Origin of the sequence: Streptomyces sp. NPDC056835 (genome assembly GCF_042789485.1) — a bacterium.
GTDB lineage: Bacteria > Actinomycetota > Actinomycetes > Streptomycetales > Streptomycetaceae > Streptomyces.
The window spans coordinates 28949-46222 of sequence record NZ_JBHUBB010000037.1 but is presented as its reverse complement, the minus strand read 5'-3'; the positions used below and the strand labels follow the sequence as shown (position 1 = coordinate 46222).

The following is a 17274-nucleotide window of genomic DNA, read 5'->3' as shown; positions in this document are numbered from 1 at the left end:
CGGCTCCGGTCATCACAGCGACAACCGGGGTGAAAGCACAGGGAGTTCAGCGGAGCAATACCCTGATCGATATGCGGATCCTTTTCTCAAGCACCCCTGTCCACGGCCATCTGCTCCCACAACTCCCCCTCGCCCGCGCGTTCCGTGAGCGAGGTGACACCGTGGCGTTCCTGACCGCGGGCGCGCTCATTCCCTTACTGGCCCGGGAAGGCTTCGACGTACTGCCGGCCGGACCGGCCGCCGATGAGCTGCTGGCGGAAGCCGCCCACAGGACCGGTACGGACCCGACGGGCACGCCGACCCCGGAAGTGGCCGCCGAGATCTTCGCCGGGGTCAGGGTCGACCTCACCGCGGACGAGGCGCTGGCCGTCGCCCGCGACTGGCGGCCCGAGCTGATCGTCGCCGAACTGGTCGACTTCGTGGGCCCGTTGACCGCCGCCGCCCTCGATGTGCCGGTGGCGACTCTGGCGTACGGCCCCGCCATGCCGCCCGAGTTCGGCGCGGCGATGGACGCGGTGGTCGCCGGCCGTTACGCCGACCGCGGTCTGACACCACGCCCCGCCGACCACTACCTGGACACCTGCCCGCCCGCGATGCAGCAGGACGGCTGGCAGCCCCCGTCGGGCCGGCTGCCGCTGCGTCCGGAGCCCCATGGGCAGGGCGGACAGCGGCCGTCCGAGCCGGCCGCGGCACCGGCCGGTCCGGATCAGCGGCGTTCGGATCAGCGGCCTCCGCGCGTGCTGGTGACCTTCGGTACCGTCTTCTCCTCGCCCGACGTGCTCAGCCCGATCCTGCGTGAACTGTCCCAGGCGGACGTGGAGTTGCGGGTCACGCTCGGACTCACCGCGTCCGCCGAGGACTTCGACGTCGACCACGACCGGGTGACCTTCGTCGGCTTCACCCCGCTGAGCGAACTGCTGCGCGACACGGATCTGGTGGTCACCCACGGCGGCGCCGGCACCACGCTGGGCGCGCTCGCCGCGGGCATCCCGATGGTGATCGCTCCGCAGGGCGCCGACCAGTTCATCCAGGCCGACCGGGTGGCCGCGGCGGGCGCCGGACTGGACCTCCCGCAGGGCACGGCCACCCCCGAGGGGGTCGCGAAGGCCGCGTCCGCCGTCCTGGCGGACCAGGGCTTCCGGGCCGCGGCCCGCACGGTCGCCGACCAGATCGCCGCGATGCCGTCCCCCGCCGAGGTGGCCGCGACGCTGGCGGCGGGGCAGGTGCGGGTGGCCTGAGTCCGGGCCTCCGGTCTCCGTACGACGAGGTGGCGCCGGCCCTGTACTCCGGGCGGCGCCACCTCATCACCCAGGCCGTGTCAGACCGGCCGCAGCCAGACCGTCGCCAGCGGCGGCAGCGTCAGCTGGATGGACACCGGCCGGCCGTGCGCGGCCACCGACTCGGGCTTCACCGGGTCCGCGTTGAGCACATCGCCGCCGCCGTAGCGCCCCGCGTCCGTGTTCAGGACCTCCGTCCAGGCGGAGAACTCCTCGGGCACTCCGAGCCGGTACTCATGGCGCACCACCGGCGAGAAGTGCGAGACCGCCAGCAGCGGTGAGCCGTCCGCGTCGAACCGCAGGAACGCGAAGACATTGTCCTCACCCGCGTCGCCGTCCACCCACGCGAACCCCTCGGGAACGGTGTCCCGCTGCCAGAGCGCGGGCGTCGCGCCGTACACCGTGTTGAGATCGCGGACCAGATCGCGCACGCCCCGGTGGTCGGGCTCCGCCGCGTACGACGGATCGAGCAGCCACCAGTCCGGACCGTGTCCCTCCGACCACTCCGCTCCCTGGGCGAACTCCTGCCCCATGAAGAGGAGTTGCTTGCCGGGGTGGGCCCACATGAAGCCGAGATAGGCGCGTTCGTTGGCGCGCTGCTGCCACCAGTCACCGGGCATCTTGGACACCAGCGCCCGCTTGCCGTGCACCACCTCGTCGTGCGAGATCGGCAGGACGTAGTTCTCGCTGTACGCGTACACCATGGAGAAGGTCATCTCGCCGTGGTGGTACTTGCGGTGTACGGGCTCCTTGGAGACATAGTCCAGGGAGTCGTGCATCCAGCCCATGTTCCACTTCAGGCCGAAACCGAGCCCGCCGAAGCCGTCGGGCCCGACGTAGTGGGTGGCGCGCGTGACCCCGTTCCAGGCGGTGGACTCCTCGGCGATGGTCACCGCGCCGGGACAGCGCCGGTAGACGGTGGCGTTCATCTCCTGGAGGAAGGCGACGGCGTCGGGGTTCTCCCGGCCGCCGTGCTCGTTGGGGGTCCACTGCCCCTCCTCGCGCGAGTAGTCGAGGTAGAGCATCGAGGCGACCGCGTCGACCCGCAGCCCGTCGACATGGAACTCCTCGCACCAGTACACGGCGTTGGAGACCAGGAAGTTGCGGACCTCCGTGCGCCCGTAGTCGAACTCCAGCGTGCCCCAGTCGGGGTGCTCGGCCCGCTGCGGGTCGGCGTGCTCGTACAGCGGACGGCCGTCGAACCGGGCCAGCGCCCAGTCGTCCTTCGGGAAGTGGGCGGGCACCCAGTCCACGAGCACCCCGATGCCCGCGCGGTGCAGGGAATCCACGAGATACCGGAAGTCGTCCGGGGTGCCCATCCGGGACGTCGGCGCGTAGTAGCCGGTGACCTGATAGCCCCAGGAGCCGCCGAAGGGATGCTCGGCGATCGGCATCAGCTCGACATGGGTGAAGCCGAGGTCCTTGACATACGCGGGCAGCTGGGAAGCGAGCTGACGGTACGTCAATCCTGGTCGCCAGGACGCCAGATGGACCTCGTACACCGAGAAGGGCGACTCGTGCACGGGACGGTCGGCGCGATGCGCCAGCCACTCCTCGTCGCGCCAGACATGGTGGGACTCGGTGACGACGGACGCGGTCGCGGGCGGTACTTCCGTGCGCCGCGCCATCGGGTCGGCGCGCAGCGTGTGCGAACCGTCGGGCCGTGTGATGTCGAACTTGTAGAGAGCGCCCTCACCGACCCCCGGCACGAACAGCTCCCACACACCGGTGGAGCCGAGCGACCGCATCGGAAGGCTCGTACCGTCCCAGTAGTTGAAGTCACCGGCGACCCGGACGCCTTGGGCGTTGGGCGCCCAGACGGTGAAGCGGGTGCCCGCGACGCCCTGGTGGGTCATGATCCGGGCGCCGAGGGCTGTCCACAGCTCCTCGTGTCTGCCCTCGCCGATCAGATGCAGATCCAGATCCCCGAGGGCCGGCAGGAAGCCGTACGGATCCCGCATCTCCAGCTCGTTCAGCTCCTGCGTGGCGTCGCTGTAACGGACGCGGAGCGTGTACGCGGGCACCGCGCGCAGCGGCAGCACCCCGGAGAAGAAGCCGTCGCCGTCGTCGTTCAGCTCGACTCCGGCCGCCAGCCCCTCGGCGACGACGGTGACGGCGTGGGCGTACGGCCGCAGCGTCCGGAAGACGACACCGTCCCGCACGGGATGCGCCCCCAGCAGCCCGTGCGGATCGTGGTGCGAACCGGAGAGCAGCCGCTCCCGGTCACCGCCGCCCAGCGGTCGCGCGGCCCGCGTCCGACGGCCGCCCTTCGGCTGCTCGCGCTGCCGTGGCGGCGTGGGAGCTACCGCCGGAGCCGCCGCCGGAGCCGCCGCGGGGGCGGCTGATTTCGCGGCGGCGGGCGGGGCTGCCTGGGCCGGCGGTGCCTTGCGGCGCGCGGGCTTCTTCCCCTTCTTGGCGGTGGCCTTGGCGGTGGCCTTGCCCGCGCCCGCGCGCGCGGTCTCGGCGGCGGGCGCCGGGACCGGGAGCGAGGCGGTGGGAAGCTCGGGCTGGGACGAGCTGTCGGACGAACGGTCGGACGGCGTGCGGGCGGTCACGGGGGCTGCCTCCTCGGCTGGGCTTCGCTGCTGGATGGTCGAACAGGTGGGGGCGGGGGCCGGACAAGGGCGGTACGGGGAGCAGGGGCCGCCGGGCTCCGGCCGGACGTGTCAGGCGCCCGCGGCCAGTCGGCGGATCGCCGCCATCGGGACCGGGAGCCAGTCGGGGCGGTGCCTCGCCTCGTACAGGACCTCGTAGATCGCCTTGTCCGTCTCGTACGCGCGCAGCAACTCGGGTTCCGCGCGCGGGTCGGTGCCGGCCGTCGCGTACCCCTCGCAGTACGCCTCCCGGCAGCGCGCCGCCCAGTCGGGGCGCCATGGCTCGTGGGAGCGGGCCGCGTAGTCGAAGGAGCGGAGCATCCCCGCCACATCGCGGACCGGCGGCTGCGGGCGGCGGCGTTCGGCGAGCGGTCTGGCGGGCTCACCCTCGAAGTCGATGACGGACCAGCGGCCGTCCGGTGTCCGTAGCGCCTGGCCCAGGTGCAGATCGCCGTGGACACGCTGCGCGGGCCGGCCGCGCCCGGCCTCGTCGAGCCCGGCGAGCGCGTCGAAGGCGGTCCGCAGCCCGGCGGCGTACGGCATGAGCGCGGGCACCGCGCGCGCCGCCGCCTCCAGGCGTACGGCCATCCCGTCGGCCAGCTGCGCGGTCTGTCTGCGGCCCAGGGTCACGGTCGGCAGCGCGGCGGCGAGCGCGGTGTGCACCTCGGCGGTGGCCCGCCCCAGCGCGTGGGCCTCCGTGATGAACTCTCTGCCGTGGGCGAGCGAGGAGAGCGCCAGCTGCCAGCCGTCCTGCGAGCCGCGCAGATAGGGCTGGAGGACGCCGAGTGTGAGGGAGTCCCCGCTGCCCGAAGGGTCGGCGGCCTCGAACCAGCCGACCGGCGCGGGCACCCGCTCGCACCCCTCGGCGGCCAGCGCGAGCGGCAGCTCCAGATCGGGGTGCGGGCCCGGGAAGACCCGGCGCAGGATCTTCAGGATGTAGGCGTCCCCGTATACCAGGGAGGAGTTGGACTGCTCGGTGTCGAGCAGCCGGCCGCTCAGTCCGGCGGGTACGGCGCTCGCGCGGTCGAAGCGCAGCGGGCCCAGCGCGCCGGGGGAGCGCAGCCGCTCAAGCAGCAGTTCGGCCAGCTGGGGGTCGTGCAGGGCCTCGTAGACGGTACGGCCGGCCAAGGGCCCCTGTGTGATGTGGCCGATCAGCGCGGACGCGAGGCGCGGCGGCAGCGCCTTCCGTACACCCAGCAGCAGCTGATAGCAGTCACCGGCCGGCGAGGTGACTCCGGAGGGCGTGGAGGAGGGAGACGACGGAATCGACCGCGACGGACCGGAGGTTCCGCGCTGCTCGACCCGTACGAGCAGATGCAGCAGACCCGGACCGGCCGCGTCCACCGGCAGCAGTTCGGTGACCGTCACCGGCACGAAGCCGGTGACGGGACGGCCCTTGCCCGCGAACCAGCGCTGGCGGGGCAGCCAGTCGTGGAGCAGCGGAGCGAGCGAGCCGACCAGCGTTCTCGCGTCGGCGGGCGACAGGGCCGGCGACACGGGCGGTGTGACGGACGGGGCGACGGGCGAAGCAGTTGCGGGGCGCGGCGTGATCCGGGTGGATGCAGCCTTCGACATGGCATCGCGTCCTTTCCCCGGGCACACCACAGGATGCGCAGAGTGTCCCGGATTGCGGCAATGGCTGTCCGGCTGTGCGGGACGTGTCGGGTGAGGATGATCCGTACGGATCGATTCCGTACGAACTCAATACGAATTTGATCGAATCGATCGAACTGGATGTGGAGGAGCGTGCCCCGTGCGGGGCGGTGGAAACCGCCCGGCACGGGACCGGGGTCAACACCGTGTAAAGGAGTGACCGGCGTTGTCAAGAGGCCCGCGTGGCCTCTAAGCCGCGGGGTCCTTGCGCAGCCGGAACCAGTAGAAGCCGTGGCCGGCCAGGGTGAGCAGATAGGGCCACTCACCGATCGCGGGGAACCGTACGCCGCCGATCAGCTCGACCGGACAGCGCCCGCTGAACTCCTTCAGATCCAGCTCCGTGGGCTGCGCGAAGCGGGAGAAGTTGTGCACACACAGCACCAGATCGTCGCCCTCGCCCTGCTCGGAGGGCGCCTCACGGAGAAAGGCGAGCACGGCCGGGTTCGACGACGGCAGCTCCCTGTACGAGCCGAGGCCGAAGGCCGGGTTCTGCTTCCGGATCTCGATCATCCGCCGGGTCCAGTGCAGCAGCGAGGACGGCGACGCCATCGCCGCCTCCACATTGGTGACCTGGTAGCCGTAGACCGGGTCCATGATCGTCGGCAGATAGAGCCGGCCGGGGTCGCTGGACGAGAAGCCCGCGTTCCGGTCGGGCGTCCACTGCATCGGGGTCCGTACGGCGTCCCGGTCGCCCAGCCAGATGTTGTCGCCCATCCCGATCTCGTCCCCGTAGTAGAGGATCGGGGATCCCGGCAGCGACAGCAGCAGGGCGGTGAACAGCTCGATCTGGTTGCGGTCGTTGTCCAGCAGCGGGGCGAGCCTGCGCCGGATGCCGATGTTGGCGCGCATCCGCGGATCCTTGGCGTACTCCGCGTACATGTAGTCGCGCTCTTCGTCCGTGACCATTTCGAGGGTCAGCTCGTCGTGGTTGCGCAGGAAGATGCCCCACTGGCAGCCGGTCGGGATCGCCGGGGTCTTCGCCAGGATTTCCGAGACCGGGTAGCGGGACTCGCGCCGTACGGCCATGAAGATCCGTGGCATCACCGGGAAGTGGAACGCCATATGGCATTCGTCGCCGCCCGCCCCGTAGTCGCCGAAGTAGTCGACGACGTCCTCGGGCCACTGGTTCGCCTCGGCGAGGATCACCGTGTCCGGGTAGTTGGCGTCGATCTCCTTCCGTACCCGCTTGAGGAAATCGTGGGTGGCCGGGAGGTTCTCGCAGTTGGTGTTCTCCTGCTGGTACAGATACGGCACGGCGTCCAGCCGGAAGCCGTCGATGCCCAGGTCCAGCCAGAAGCGCAGCGCCGAGATGATCTCTTCCTGCACCGCCGGGTTCTCGTAGTTGAGATCCGGCTGGTGGGAGAAGAAGCGGTGCCAGTAGTACTGCTTGCGCACCGGGTCGAAGGTCCAGTTGGACGTCTCCGTGTCGACGAAGATGATCCGGGCGTCCTGGTACTGCTTGTCGTCGTCGGCCCAGACGTAGTAGTCGCCGTACGGCCCGTCGGGGTCCTTGCGGGACTCCTGGAACCAGTCGTGCTGATCACTCGTGTGGTTCATGACGACGTCGATGATCACGCGCATACCGCGCTGGTGCGCGGCGTCGACGAACTCCACGAAGTCGGCGAGATCCCCGAACTCGGGGAGCACCGCTGTGTAGTCCGAGACGTCGTAGCCGCCGTCGCGCAGCGGTGACTTGAAGAACGGCGGCAGCCAGAGGCAGTCCACTCCGAGCCACTGGAGATAGTCCAGCTTGGCCGTGATGCCCTTGAGGTCGCCGATGCCGTCGCCATTGCTGTCCTGGAACGAGCGCACCAGGACCTCGTAGAAGACAGCACGCTTGAACCAGTCGGGATCGCGGTCCTTGGCCGGGGTGTCCTCGAACGTGTCGTGGACGGGCTCATTGACGATCATGATGTGGGTGACCCTCCGATCGGCGGGGACGGTCGCAGAACCACGACGTGCGCGGGCGTGACGCCCGGCTCTAGGCGCACGTAGGTGGCTCTGCCCCAGTGATAGGTCTCGCCGGTGAGCTCGTCGCGCACCGGGACGGTCTCGTGCCTGTCGAGGCCGAGCCGCTCCATGTCCAACGAGACCGTCGCCTCCTGGGTGTGGTGAGGGTCGAGGTTGACGACCATCAGAACGATGTTCGTGCCCGACCGTTTGCTGTACGCGATGACCGCGTCGTTGTCGGCGTGGTGGAAGTGGATGTCGCGCAGCTGTCGCAGCGCGGGGTGCCGCCGTCTGATCCGGTTGAGCGCGGTGATCAGCGGGGCGATGGTGCGGCCCTCGCGCTCGGCCGCTTCCCAGTCCCGGGGCCGTAGCTGGTATTTCTCCGAATCGAGGTACTCCTCGCTGCCGGACTTCGCGGGGGTGTTCTCGCAGAGTTCGTATCCCGCGTAGACACCCCAGGTGGGCGCCATCGTGGCGGCCAGCACGGCCCGTACCTCGAAGGCCGGCCGTCCGCCCTCCTGAAGATAGGCGTGCAGGATGTCGGGCGTGTTGACGAAGAGATTCGGCCGCATGTACGCGGCGGACTCACCCGACAGCTCCGTCAGATAGTCGGTGAGCTCCTGCTTCGTGTTCCGCCAGGTGAAGTACGTGTACGACTGCTGGAAGCCGATCGCGCCGAGCGTGCGCATCATCGCGGGCCGGGTGAACGCCTCGGCCAGGAAGATGACATCGGGGTCGGTGCGGTTGATGTTCGCGATGACCTTCTCCCAGAAGAGCACCGGCTTCGTGTGCGGATTGTCGACACGGAAGATCCGTACGCCGTGGGCCATCCAGTAGCGCAGGATCCGGCACGTCTCCCTGACCAGTCCGCGCAGATCGCTGTCGAAGGCGATCGGATAGATGTCCTGGTACTTCTTCGGCGGGTTCTCCGCGTACGCGATCGAGCCGTCCGCGCGGTGGTGGAACCACTCGGGGTGCTTCGTGACCCAGGGGTGGTCGGGGGAGCACTGGAGCGCGAAGTCGAGCGCGACCTCAAGCCGCAGGGTGCGGGCCGTCTCCACGAAGTGGTCGAAGTCCTCGATCGTGCCCAGATCGGGGTGGATCGCGTCATGGCCGCCGTCGGCCGAGCCGATCGCCCAGGGCACACCGACATCCCCGGCGGCGGGGGTGAGGGTGTTGTTGGGGCCCTTGCGGTGTGTGGTGCCGATGGGATGGACCGGCGGGAGATACACGACGTCGAAGCCCATCGCGGCGACGGCGGGCAGCCGTTCGGCGGCCGTCCTGAACGTGCCGCTCACCGGCGGCTCGTCCTTCTTGACGACGGCGCCCTCCGAGCGCGGGAACAGCTCGTACCAGGAGCCGAAGAGTGCCCGTCCGCGCTCCACCAGCAGCGGAGCGGGGCGCGAGGAACTGACCAGATCGCGCAGCGGATGGCGGGAGAGCGCGGCGTCGACCTCGGGGGCGAGCGCGGCGTCGAGCCGTGTCCGCGCGGGCAGTGTCTCGTCGCGCAGGGTGTCCGCGGCGGCGAGGACGGCCTCCCGGCCGTCGCGTTTCGGTACGCCCTCGGCGGCCCGCTCGTACAGCGCGGCGCCCTCCGCGAGGACGAGGGCGATGTCCTGTTCGTCGGCGGCCGCCGGGATCTTGATGCGCGCGGCGTGGCGCCAGGTGGCGACCGGGTCGCTCCACGCCTCGACGGTGTAGGTCCAGCGGCCTTCCTCGGTGGGTGTGACCTCCGCGCCCCAGCGGTCGGTGCCGGGGGCGAGTTCACGCATCGGGGTCCAGGGGCCGGGGCGGCCACTGGGGTCCATGAGGACGACGTTGGCCGCGACGGCGTCATGACCCTCGCGGAAGACGGTCGCGGTGACCAGAAAGGACTCACCGCTCACCGCCTTCGCGGGGCGTCTGCCGCAGTCGACGAGCGGGCGTACGTCCAGGACGGGAATGCGACCAATCAGCGGTTTCACTGGATCACCTGAGGGCTGTGCGGGCGTGACAGGCAGGGCGGGTGGAGCTGACCGATCGGGATGACCGGGTCGGACGGGTGGACCGGGTGATGCGGGTGCGTCGGGTGATGCGGATGCATCGGGTGATGCGGATGCATCGGGTCGGACGGGCGGACCGGGTGGGACCGGTGCGTCGGCCGGTGCGGGTTCGGAGGATCTGCTGCCCTCGAAAGATCTGCTGTCTTTGCGAGGTTTTGATGTTCTTTGTAGCTGCTCGGTAGACGACTGGGAGGCTGCGGGCATGGCCGCTCCTGTCCGCGTTCACTCGAATAGCGCTGGAATCGTCCTCAATTGTGTAGGGACGCGCTCGTGTGCGGTGCGATGAACATGCGTACGTCCCGGGTGTACCGGGGGAGCCTTCCCACTCTTTTCGGGTGGGCAATCCGGCGGATTGTTAACTACTGCGGCGTACAGGAACCGCAGGGGCGCACGGTCACTAACGGCAAGGTTCAGGCCACGAATTGGGGGGCAGGGCGCGGACACCCCCGGGTGAGTGCGCGCGTGCGCCGTGGTTGCGGAGGGTGAGGTGGGGCTACCGTCAAAGGGACGGCGGGCCGCACAACGTGGTGCGTCCCCTGTGGCTCGTATGTCCCCTGCGAAGGTGGAACACGTGAAGGCAATCCGTCGGTTCACCGTCCGCCCCGTCCTGCCCGAACCACTCCAACCGCTCAGCGACCTCGCCCGCAATCTGCGCTGGTCCTGGCATACCGAGACCCGTGAACTCTTCGAATCCATCGACCCCGCCGGCTGGCGGGCCACCGACCGCGACCCCGTACGGCTGCTCGGGGCGGTGTCCGCCGCGCGCCTCGCCGAGCTGGCCGGGGACCGCCCCTTCCTCGACCGGCTGACCGCCGCCGCGGCCGGTCTCGACACCTATCTGCGTGGCGATCGCTGGTACCAGGAACGCGACGGCCAGGGCGCCGAGCTGCCCGCCGCCATTGGCTATTTCTCGCCGGAGTTCGGGGTCACCGCGGCCCTGCCGCAGTACTCCGGCGGCCTCGGCATCCTCGCCGGCGACCATCTCAAGGCCGCCAGCGATCTCGGCGTACCGCTGATCGGCGTCGGGCTGCTCTACCGGCACGGCTACTTCCGCCAGTCGCTCTCCCGGGACGGCTGGCAGCAGGAGCAGTATCCGCTCCTCGACCCCAACGAACTCCCGGTGACACTGCTGCGCGAGCCGGACGGCACCCCCGCCCGGATCGTCCTCACCCTGCCGGGAAACCGCTCGCTGCGCGCCTGCGTCTGGCAGGCGCGGGTCGGGCGGGTCCCGCTGCTGATGCTCGACTCGGACGTCGAGGAGAACGGGCCGGGCGAACGCGAGGTCACCGACCGGCTGTACGGCGGCGGCAGCGAACACCGCCTCCTCCAGGAGATGCTGCTCGGTATCGGCGGGGTCCGGGCGGTCCGTACGTACTGCCGGCTCACCGGCCACCCCGAGCCCGAGGTGTTCCACACCAACGAGGGCCATGCCGGATTCCTCGGCCTGGAGCGCATCCGCGAGCTGGTGGTGAGCGGTCTCGGATTCGAGGCGTCCCTGGAAGCCGTCCGGGCCGGTACGGTCTTCACCACCCACACCCCGGTGCCCGCCGGGATCGACCGCTTCGACCGCGAGCTGGTGGCCCGCCACTTCGGGGACGACGGCGAACTGCCCGGGGTGCCCGTCGAGCGCGTCCTCGGACTCGGCATGGAGACCTACCCGGGCGGCGAGCCGAACCTCTTCAACATGGCCGCGATGGGCCTGCGGCTCGCCCAGCGCGCCAATGGCGTCTCCACCCTGCACGGCGCCGTCAGCCGCCGGATGTTCGCCGGGCTCTGGCCCGGCTTCGACCCGTCGGAGGTGCCCATCACCTCCGTGACCAACGGGGTGCACGCACCGACCTGGGTGGCTCCCGAGATGGCCCGTCTCGGCGACGCCGAGGGTGTGCCCGACGCCGATGTGTGGGCCGTACGGCGCGCCCTGCGCGAGCAGTTGGTGACCGAGGTGCGCACACGCCTGCACGCCTCCTGGCGCCAGCGCGGCGCCGAGGCCGCCGAGCTGGGCTGGATCGACGGCGTCCTCGACCCGGACATCCTCACCATCGGCTTCGCCCGCCGGGTCCCCTCGTACAAGCGCCTCACACTCATGCTGCGCGACCCCGAGCGGCTGACCGAACTGCTGCTGCACCCCGAACGGCCGATCCAGATCGTCGTCGCGGGCAAGGCCCACCCGGCGGACGACGGCGGCAAGCGGCTGGTGCGGGAGCTGGTGCGGTTCGCCGACGATCCCCGGGTGCGGCACCGCATCGTCTTCCTGCCCGACTACGGGATGGGCATGGCCCAGAAGCTCTACCCCGGCTGTGACGTCTGGCTGAACAACCCGCTGCGGCCCCTGGAGGCGTGCGGCACCAGCGGAATGAAGGCCGCGCTCAACGGCTGTCTCAACCTGTCCGTCCTGGACGGCTGGTGGGACGAGTGGTTCGAACCGGACTTCGGCTGGGCCATCCCCACCGCCGACGGCTCGTCCGCCGACGAGAACCGCCGGGACGAACTGGAGGCGAACGCCCTCTACGAACTGATCGAGGACCGCGTCGCGCCCCGCTTCTACGACCGGGGCGGGAACGGACTGCCGGACCGCTGGATCGAGATGGTCCGGCGCACGCTGGTGTCGCTCGGGCCGAAGGTACTCGCGGGACGGATGGTGCGCGAGTACGTGGAGCGGCTGTACGCCCCGGCCGCCGCCGCCCATCGCGCGCTGGACGCCGACACCGCCTCGGAACTGGCGTCCTGGAAGTACCGCACACGCACGCTCTGGCCGTATGTGTCGGTCGACCATGTCGAGACGGTCGCGGCGACAGGCGTCGGCGGCGGGGCGGGCGGCGGCGGGGCGACCGGTGGCGCCGAGCTGGGCTCCACGCTCTCGCTGCGGGTGAGCGTCGGACTGGGCGAACTGCGGCCGGAGGATGTGGAGGTGCAGGCGGTCGCGGGGCGGGTGGGCTCCGACGACACGATCGTGGACGCCCAGACCTTCCCGCTCAAGCCGGCCGGCGGGCCCGATCTGGAGGGCCGGTGGGTGTACGAGGGCCCGCTCGCCCTCGACCGTACGGGCCCGTACGGCTACACGGTCCGGGTGCTGCCGGCCCATCCGCTGCTCGCCACCAGCGCGGATCTGGGGCTGGTCGCGCTGCCGACGGAGGCGACGGGGGAGGGCGCGGGCGTGCTGCTGCGGTGAGGCGTATGTACGCGTACCAGTGGCCGGAGCCGGACATCTTCGGGAACGCTGTGGGTTGATCCGGTTCTTCGCGTGACGTCGGTCCTCAAGACGTGGATGTGGTCTTGAGGACCGACGTTGTCGCATGGGGAGGGTGTCGATGTCGGTGCGGCCCTGGTGGCCTTCAGGACTTCAGCCCTGCGCCGAGCACTCGCACACCGGCTCGCAGCCGCATGAAGCACCGCTCCCGCGGTCCAATGGTCCAGACCTTGACGTGTCCATGGGATGGTTCTACGTTCCTCACTCAACAAACGGTTCACAACTCAACCCCATGTTCATGTGGGTGAATCGAGTTGAGGACGTCCAGCGACCGGAAGGCACCCCACATGCGCCCCGGATCCATCCCCCGAGTCCTCGGACTCTCCACAGCTCTCGCCGGCGTACTCGCCGCCGCCTTCATGACACCCGCCTCCGCCGAGAAGGCGCCGGACGCCGCACCGGCCAAGCCCGCCACCGCCGCGGTCGCCGCCGCGCCCGCCGGCTTCACCCACCCCGGGGTGAACCTCAACACCGCCCAACTCGACTTCATCCGCGGCAAGGTGCAGGCCGGCGCCCAGCCCTGGAAGAGCGCCTACGACCAGATGATGGCCAGCAAGTACGCCAGCCTCTCGCGTACGGCCAAGCCGCGCGCGATCGTCGAGTGCGGCTCGTACTCCAACCCCAACAACGGCTGTACCGACGAGCGCGAGGACGCGATCGCCGCGTACACCGACGCCCTCGCCTGGTACATCACCCGCGACGACCGCTACGCGCAGAAGGCGATCCAGCTCATGGACGCCTGGTCCAACTCCATCCAGGACCACACCAACAGCAACGCCCCGCTCCAGACCGGATGGGCCGGATCCTCCTGGCCCAAGGCCGCCGAGATCATCAAGCATGTGTACGGGAACTGGCCGAACGCCGGCCGGTTCAGCACGATGCTGCGCAATGTCTATCTGCCCGAGATCATCAACGGCTCCAACTCCAATGGCAACTGGGAGCTGACGATGATGGAGGCGGCGGTCAGCATCTCCGTCTTCCTCGACGACGGGGCGAGCTACGACAAGGCGATCAGTAAGTACCTCGTCCGCGTGCCCGCCTACATCTATCTCGCCTCCGACGGCGCGCTGCCCAAGACCGTCCCGAGCCAGAACCTCAACACCCGCGACAAGATCGTCAGTTATTGGCAGGGCCAGGGGACCTTCATGACCGGGCTGACCCAGGAGACCTGCCGCGACTTCGTGCACACCGGCTACGGCATCTCGTCCGTCGGCCATGTCTACGAGACCGCGCGCCTCCAGGGCCAGGACCTGTTCCCGCAGGTCGGCGAGCGGCTGCGGCAGGCGCTGGGCTTCCAGGCCAAGTACGAGCTCCAGGCCGAGCCCGTACCGTCCTCGCTCTGCGGCGGCAGCGTGACGCGCGGCCTCGGACCGATCACCGAGGTCGGTTACAACGCGCTCAACACGCGGCTGGGCTACGCGATGACCAACACGCAGCGGCTCACGGAGCAGCAGCGGCCGTCGGGGACGAACAATCTGTTCGTGGCCTGGGAGACGCTGACGAACGCGAGCAACCCCAACTAGGTTTGGGCTCTTTCGTCCCGGACAGGGCTAGGGGCTGTCCGGCGGGCGGTTCTCCTCGTTGTCGACATCGGCGACGACCGCCTTGTCCGTCAGCCGGCCGTCCTCGAAGCACAGCCGGTACAGCAGAGTCGCGTCGTACTTCTTGACGCGGTAGTACTCGCAGGTGTCGGCCCCGGCGGGCTCGGGGCCGACACCTGCGGGCAGGCCGCCCACCGAGTAGCCGGGCAGCAGCGTCCGCGTCTGGGCGCGGGTGTCGCCGATCCTCAGCCGGTCGAACCGCTCGCGGTCCAGGACGGAGCGCGACGCGGTGTAGAAGTCGAACATCAGCACACCGAGGACGGCGACCGCCGCCACCGCGCTGCGCCACGACGGGCGACAGGAACGCGGCTCCGTCGGCGACCGCCTGTACGCCCGCGATCAGCTCGCGCGGGTCGCCGGACTTGAGCAGGAAACCGCTGACCCCGGACCCGAGCGCCTGTGTGATGGAGGCGTCCTCGGAGAAGGTCGTGAGCATGACGAGCGCGGTCTCGGGCGCCGTACGCCGCAGCTCCTCCGCCGCCCGCAGTCCGTCGAGCCGCGGCATGCGGATGTCGAGCGCCGCCACATCGGGCCGGTGCTTGAGCGTGAGCTCGACCGCCTCGCGCCCGTCGGCGGCCTCGGCGACGACGTCGATCCCGGGGTCCGCGGCGAGGATGGCCCGTACACCGGCCCGGATCATGGCCTCGTCGTCGGCGAGGAGGACGCGTATCGGCGGGCGCGCGCCGCGGGGATCGGTCATGGGGCCCAGATTGGGCGGACGGGCCATGGACCAGGCGGGCAGTGCCGGGATGCGCCGGGATGCGGGCGGCAGGGGGCCACGGATAATGGACGGGTAGGCGTAGGACGGGTAGGCGTGGGCGGGGCGCGGCCGGGAGCGGCCGGGCGGGACCGCAGGTGCCCTTCCGGTGCCCCTCGCACCCCGGCGCCACCGCACTCTCGGATGGGAAGTGCACGCCATGGCCAAGGCCGGCGGAGTCTCCGATGACAGACGGCCGTTGTCGCCGCGGGAGCGGGCGGACCGGGGCAGGGCGGCCCGCAAGAGGGCGCCGAGGTCAAGCCACGCGGAGTACACCCCGGCCAAGGGGCGGCCGGACCCGGTGGACGTGATCGAGGAACAGTCGGCCACGCGCGTACCGGACCTCGTCCCGCTCCGCTACGGACGTATGACGGAGTCGCCGTTCCGCTTCTACCGGGGCGCTGCCGCGATCATGGCCGGCGATCTGGCCTCCACCCCCACCTCCGGCATCAGGGCGCAGCTGTGCGGGGACGCGCATCTGCTGAACTTCCGGCTGCTCGGCTCTCCCGAGCGGCGCCTGGTGTTCGACATCAACGACTTCGACGAGACCCTGCCGGGCCCCTGGGAATGGGACGTCAAACGGCTGGCCGCGAGCCTGGTGATCGCGGGACGCGAGAACGGCTACTCGGCGAAGCAGCGGGCGGGGATCGTCCGGGCCGCCGTACGGTCGTACCGCGAGCGGATGCGGCTCTACGCCGGCATGGGCAACCTTGAGGTGTGGTACGACAGCGCCGACACGGCACAGCTCCAGAAGGTGGTGGCCCCACGGCTGAGCGCTCGGGGCCGGGGGCGGGTGTCGCAGGTCATGGCGAAGGCGCGTACCAAGGACAGCCTTCAGGCATTCGAGAAGCTGACCCGACTCCGCGCCGGCGAACGCCGGTTCGCGGCCGACCCGCCGCTGGTCGTGCCGATCGACGAGATGCCGGCGGGCGCGGAGCGGGACCGGATCTCCCGTGAACTCCACGCACTCGTCGAACGGTACGCACGGAGCCTGTCCACGGAACGGGCGCATCTGCTCCGGCAGTACCGGGTGGCCGACATCGCACGCAAGGTCGTCGGAGTGGGCAGTGTCGGAACCCGCTGCTGGATTCTGCTGCTGCTGGGCAAGGACGACGAGGACCCCCTGATCCTCCAGGCCAAGGAGGCCGACCGCTCGGTGCTCGCCGCGCATGTCGGCGAGAGCGAGTACGACAACCAGGGACAGCGCGTGGTCGCGGGACAGCGGCTCATGCAGGCCGTCGGCGATGTCTTCCTGGGCTGGGACCGGGTGAAGGGGATCGACGGCCGCCAACGGGACTTCTACGTGCGCCAGTTGCGCGACTGGAAGGGCATCATGGTGCCGCAGATCATGGTGCCGAGGGGGATGCGGGTATTCGGCGGACTCTGCGGAGAAACCCTGGCCCGCGCCCACGCCCGGTCGGGCGACCGAATCGCCATCGCCGCGTATCTGGGCGCGGGGGAGGTGTTCGATGTCGCGCTGGCGGAGTTCGCGGAGAGCTACGCCAACCAGAACGAACGCGATCACCAGGCGCTGGTGGAGGCGGTGAGGAAGGGGAGGGTGAGGGCGGAGGCGGCGTGAGGGGGTGGGGGGTGTGGGTGCGGGTTCGTGCCGAGGGGTAGTCGGGGCGGCCCCCACCCGCCATGACAGGTTCCGGCTCACCCCGACTACCCCTCGCCCCTCGCCCGCCGGACGCGTCAGGTCTTCGGCTGCGTGAAGCGGATGTTGTTGCCGAAGGGGTCGCGGAGGCCGCAGTCGATGCCGTACGGGCGGTCGGTGGGTTCATCGGTGAACTCGACGCCCTGAGCCAGCAGCGTCTCGTACGTCGCGCGGCAGTCGTCCGTGCTGAAGATGAGCGAGCCGCCCGCCGCGCCCTTGGTCACCAATTCGCGGACCTGCTGCGCCGTCTCCTCGGACATCGCAGGCGGGCCCGGCTTCTCCAGCAGGATCTGGCGCTCCGGGTGGCCGGGGACGTTCACGGTCAGCCAGCGCATGAAGCCCAGATCGACGTCGGCGTTGACCTCCAGGCCGAGTTTGCCGACGTAGAAGTCGAGGGCCTTGTCCTGGTCGAGTACGTAAATATGTGAGTGCGTGATCGCGTTGAACATGGGCATCACGCTACCGAGCGAGCCCGACGAAAACTTATCCAAAACTG

At 70.2% G+C, this 17274-nt stretch carries 10 protein-coding genes and 1 pseudogene; 4 read left to right on the top strand and 7 right to left on the bottom strand.

What is annotated here, in order from left to right; genetic code table 11:
* Positions 1-71 precede the first annotated feature (71 nt).
* Positions 72-1238 carry a glycosyltransferase gene (locus ACFRMN_RS32205; RefSeq protein ID WP_383026322.1) on the top strand — a complete coding sequence of 389 codons (1167 nt, stop codon included), beginning with the start codon at positions 72-74 and terminating at the stop codon, positions 1236-1238.
* Between the two features lie 80 nt (positions 1239-1318).
* On the opposite strand, the gene glgB is transcribed toward ACFRMN_RS32205, so the two are convergent.
* The 4 genes from glgB to ACFRMN_RS32185 form a co-directional block, all read right to left on the bottom strand.
* On the bottom strand, positions 1319-3832 hold the full coding sequence (gene glgB / locus ACFRMN_RS32200; protein WP_383026320.1) for a 1,4-alpha-glucan branching enzyme: 2514 nt from the start codon (positions 3830-3832) through the stop codon (positions 1319-1321).
* A 111-nt stretch (positions 3833-3943) separates the two neighbouring features.
* Positions 3944-5446, bottom strand: coding sequence for a maltokinase (locus ACFRMN_RS32195; protein WP_383026317.1), 1503 nt, complete (start codon positions 5444-5446; stop codon positions 3944-3946).
* A 267-nt stretch (positions 5447-5713) separates the two neighbouring features.
* Positions 5714-7435, bottom strand: coding sequence for a maltose alpha-D-glucosyltransferase (treS, locus tag ACFRMN_RS32190; protein ID WP_383026314.1), 1722 nt, complete (start codon positions 7433-7435; stop codon positions 5714-5716).
* Positions 7432-9429, bottom strand: a complete 1998-nt coding sequence (locus ACFRMN_RS32185; RefSeq protein WP_383026422.1) for an alpha-1,4-glucan--maltose-1-phosphate maltosyltransferase — start codon at positions 9427-9429, stop codon at positions 7432-7434. Before ACFRMN_RS32185 ends, treS begins: the two co-directional genes overlap by 4 nt.
* 658 nt (positions 9430-10087) lie before the next feature.
* On the opposite strand from ACFRMN_RS32185, the gene glgP reads away from it, so the two are divergent.
* Positions 10088-12685 (top strand): alpha-glucan family phosphorylase, encoded by a 2598-nt coding sequence (gene glgP, locus ACFRMN_RS32180; protein ID WP_383026311.1) that lies wholly within the window; start codon positions 10088-10090, stop codon positions 12683-12685.
* A gap of 365 nt (positions 12686-13050) precedes the next feature.
* Positions 13051-14286, top strand: coding sequence for an alginate lyase family protein (locus ACFRMN_RS32175; protein ID WP_383026308.1), 1236 nt, complete (start codon positions 13051-13053; stop codon positions 14284-14286).
* Between the two features lie 27 nt (positions 14287-14313).
* Here the strand turns inward: ACFRMN_RS32175 and ACFRMN_RS32170 are convergent, their stop codons facing one another.
* Together ACFRMN_RS32170 and ACFRMN_RS32165 are read right to left on the bottom strand one after the other, a co-directional pair.
* Positions 14314-14640, bottom strand: a complete 327-nt coding sequence (locus ACFRMN_RS32170; RefSeq protein ID WP_383026431.1) for a hypothetical protein — start codon at positions 14638-14640, stop codon at positions 14314-14316.
* A pseudogene (locus ACFRMN_RS32165) lies at positions 14603-15064 on the bottom strand (response regulator transcription factor); the annotation flags it as partial. The gene ACFRMN_RS32170 and the pseudogene ACFRMN_RS32165, both read right to left, overlap by 38 nt.
* Positions 15065-15281: 217 nt before the next feature.
* Here ACFRMN_RS32165 and ACFRMN_RS32160 point away from each other — a divergent pair.
* Positions 15282-16700, top strand: coding sequence for a DUF2252 domain-containing protein (locus tag ACFRMN_RS32160; protein ID WP_383026419.1), 1419 nt, complete (start codon positions 15282-15284; stop codon positions 16698-16700).
* 116 nt (positions 16701-16816) lie between these two features.
* Here the strand turns inward: ACFRMN_RS32160 and ACFRMN_RS32155 are convergent, their stop codons facing one another.
* A complete protein-coding gene (locus ACFRMN_RS32155; RefSeq protein ID WP_383026304.1) occupies positions 16817-17227 on the bottom strand; it encodes a VOC family protein in 411 nt (136 codons plus the stop codon).
* Positions 17228-17274: the final 47 nt, after the last annotated feature.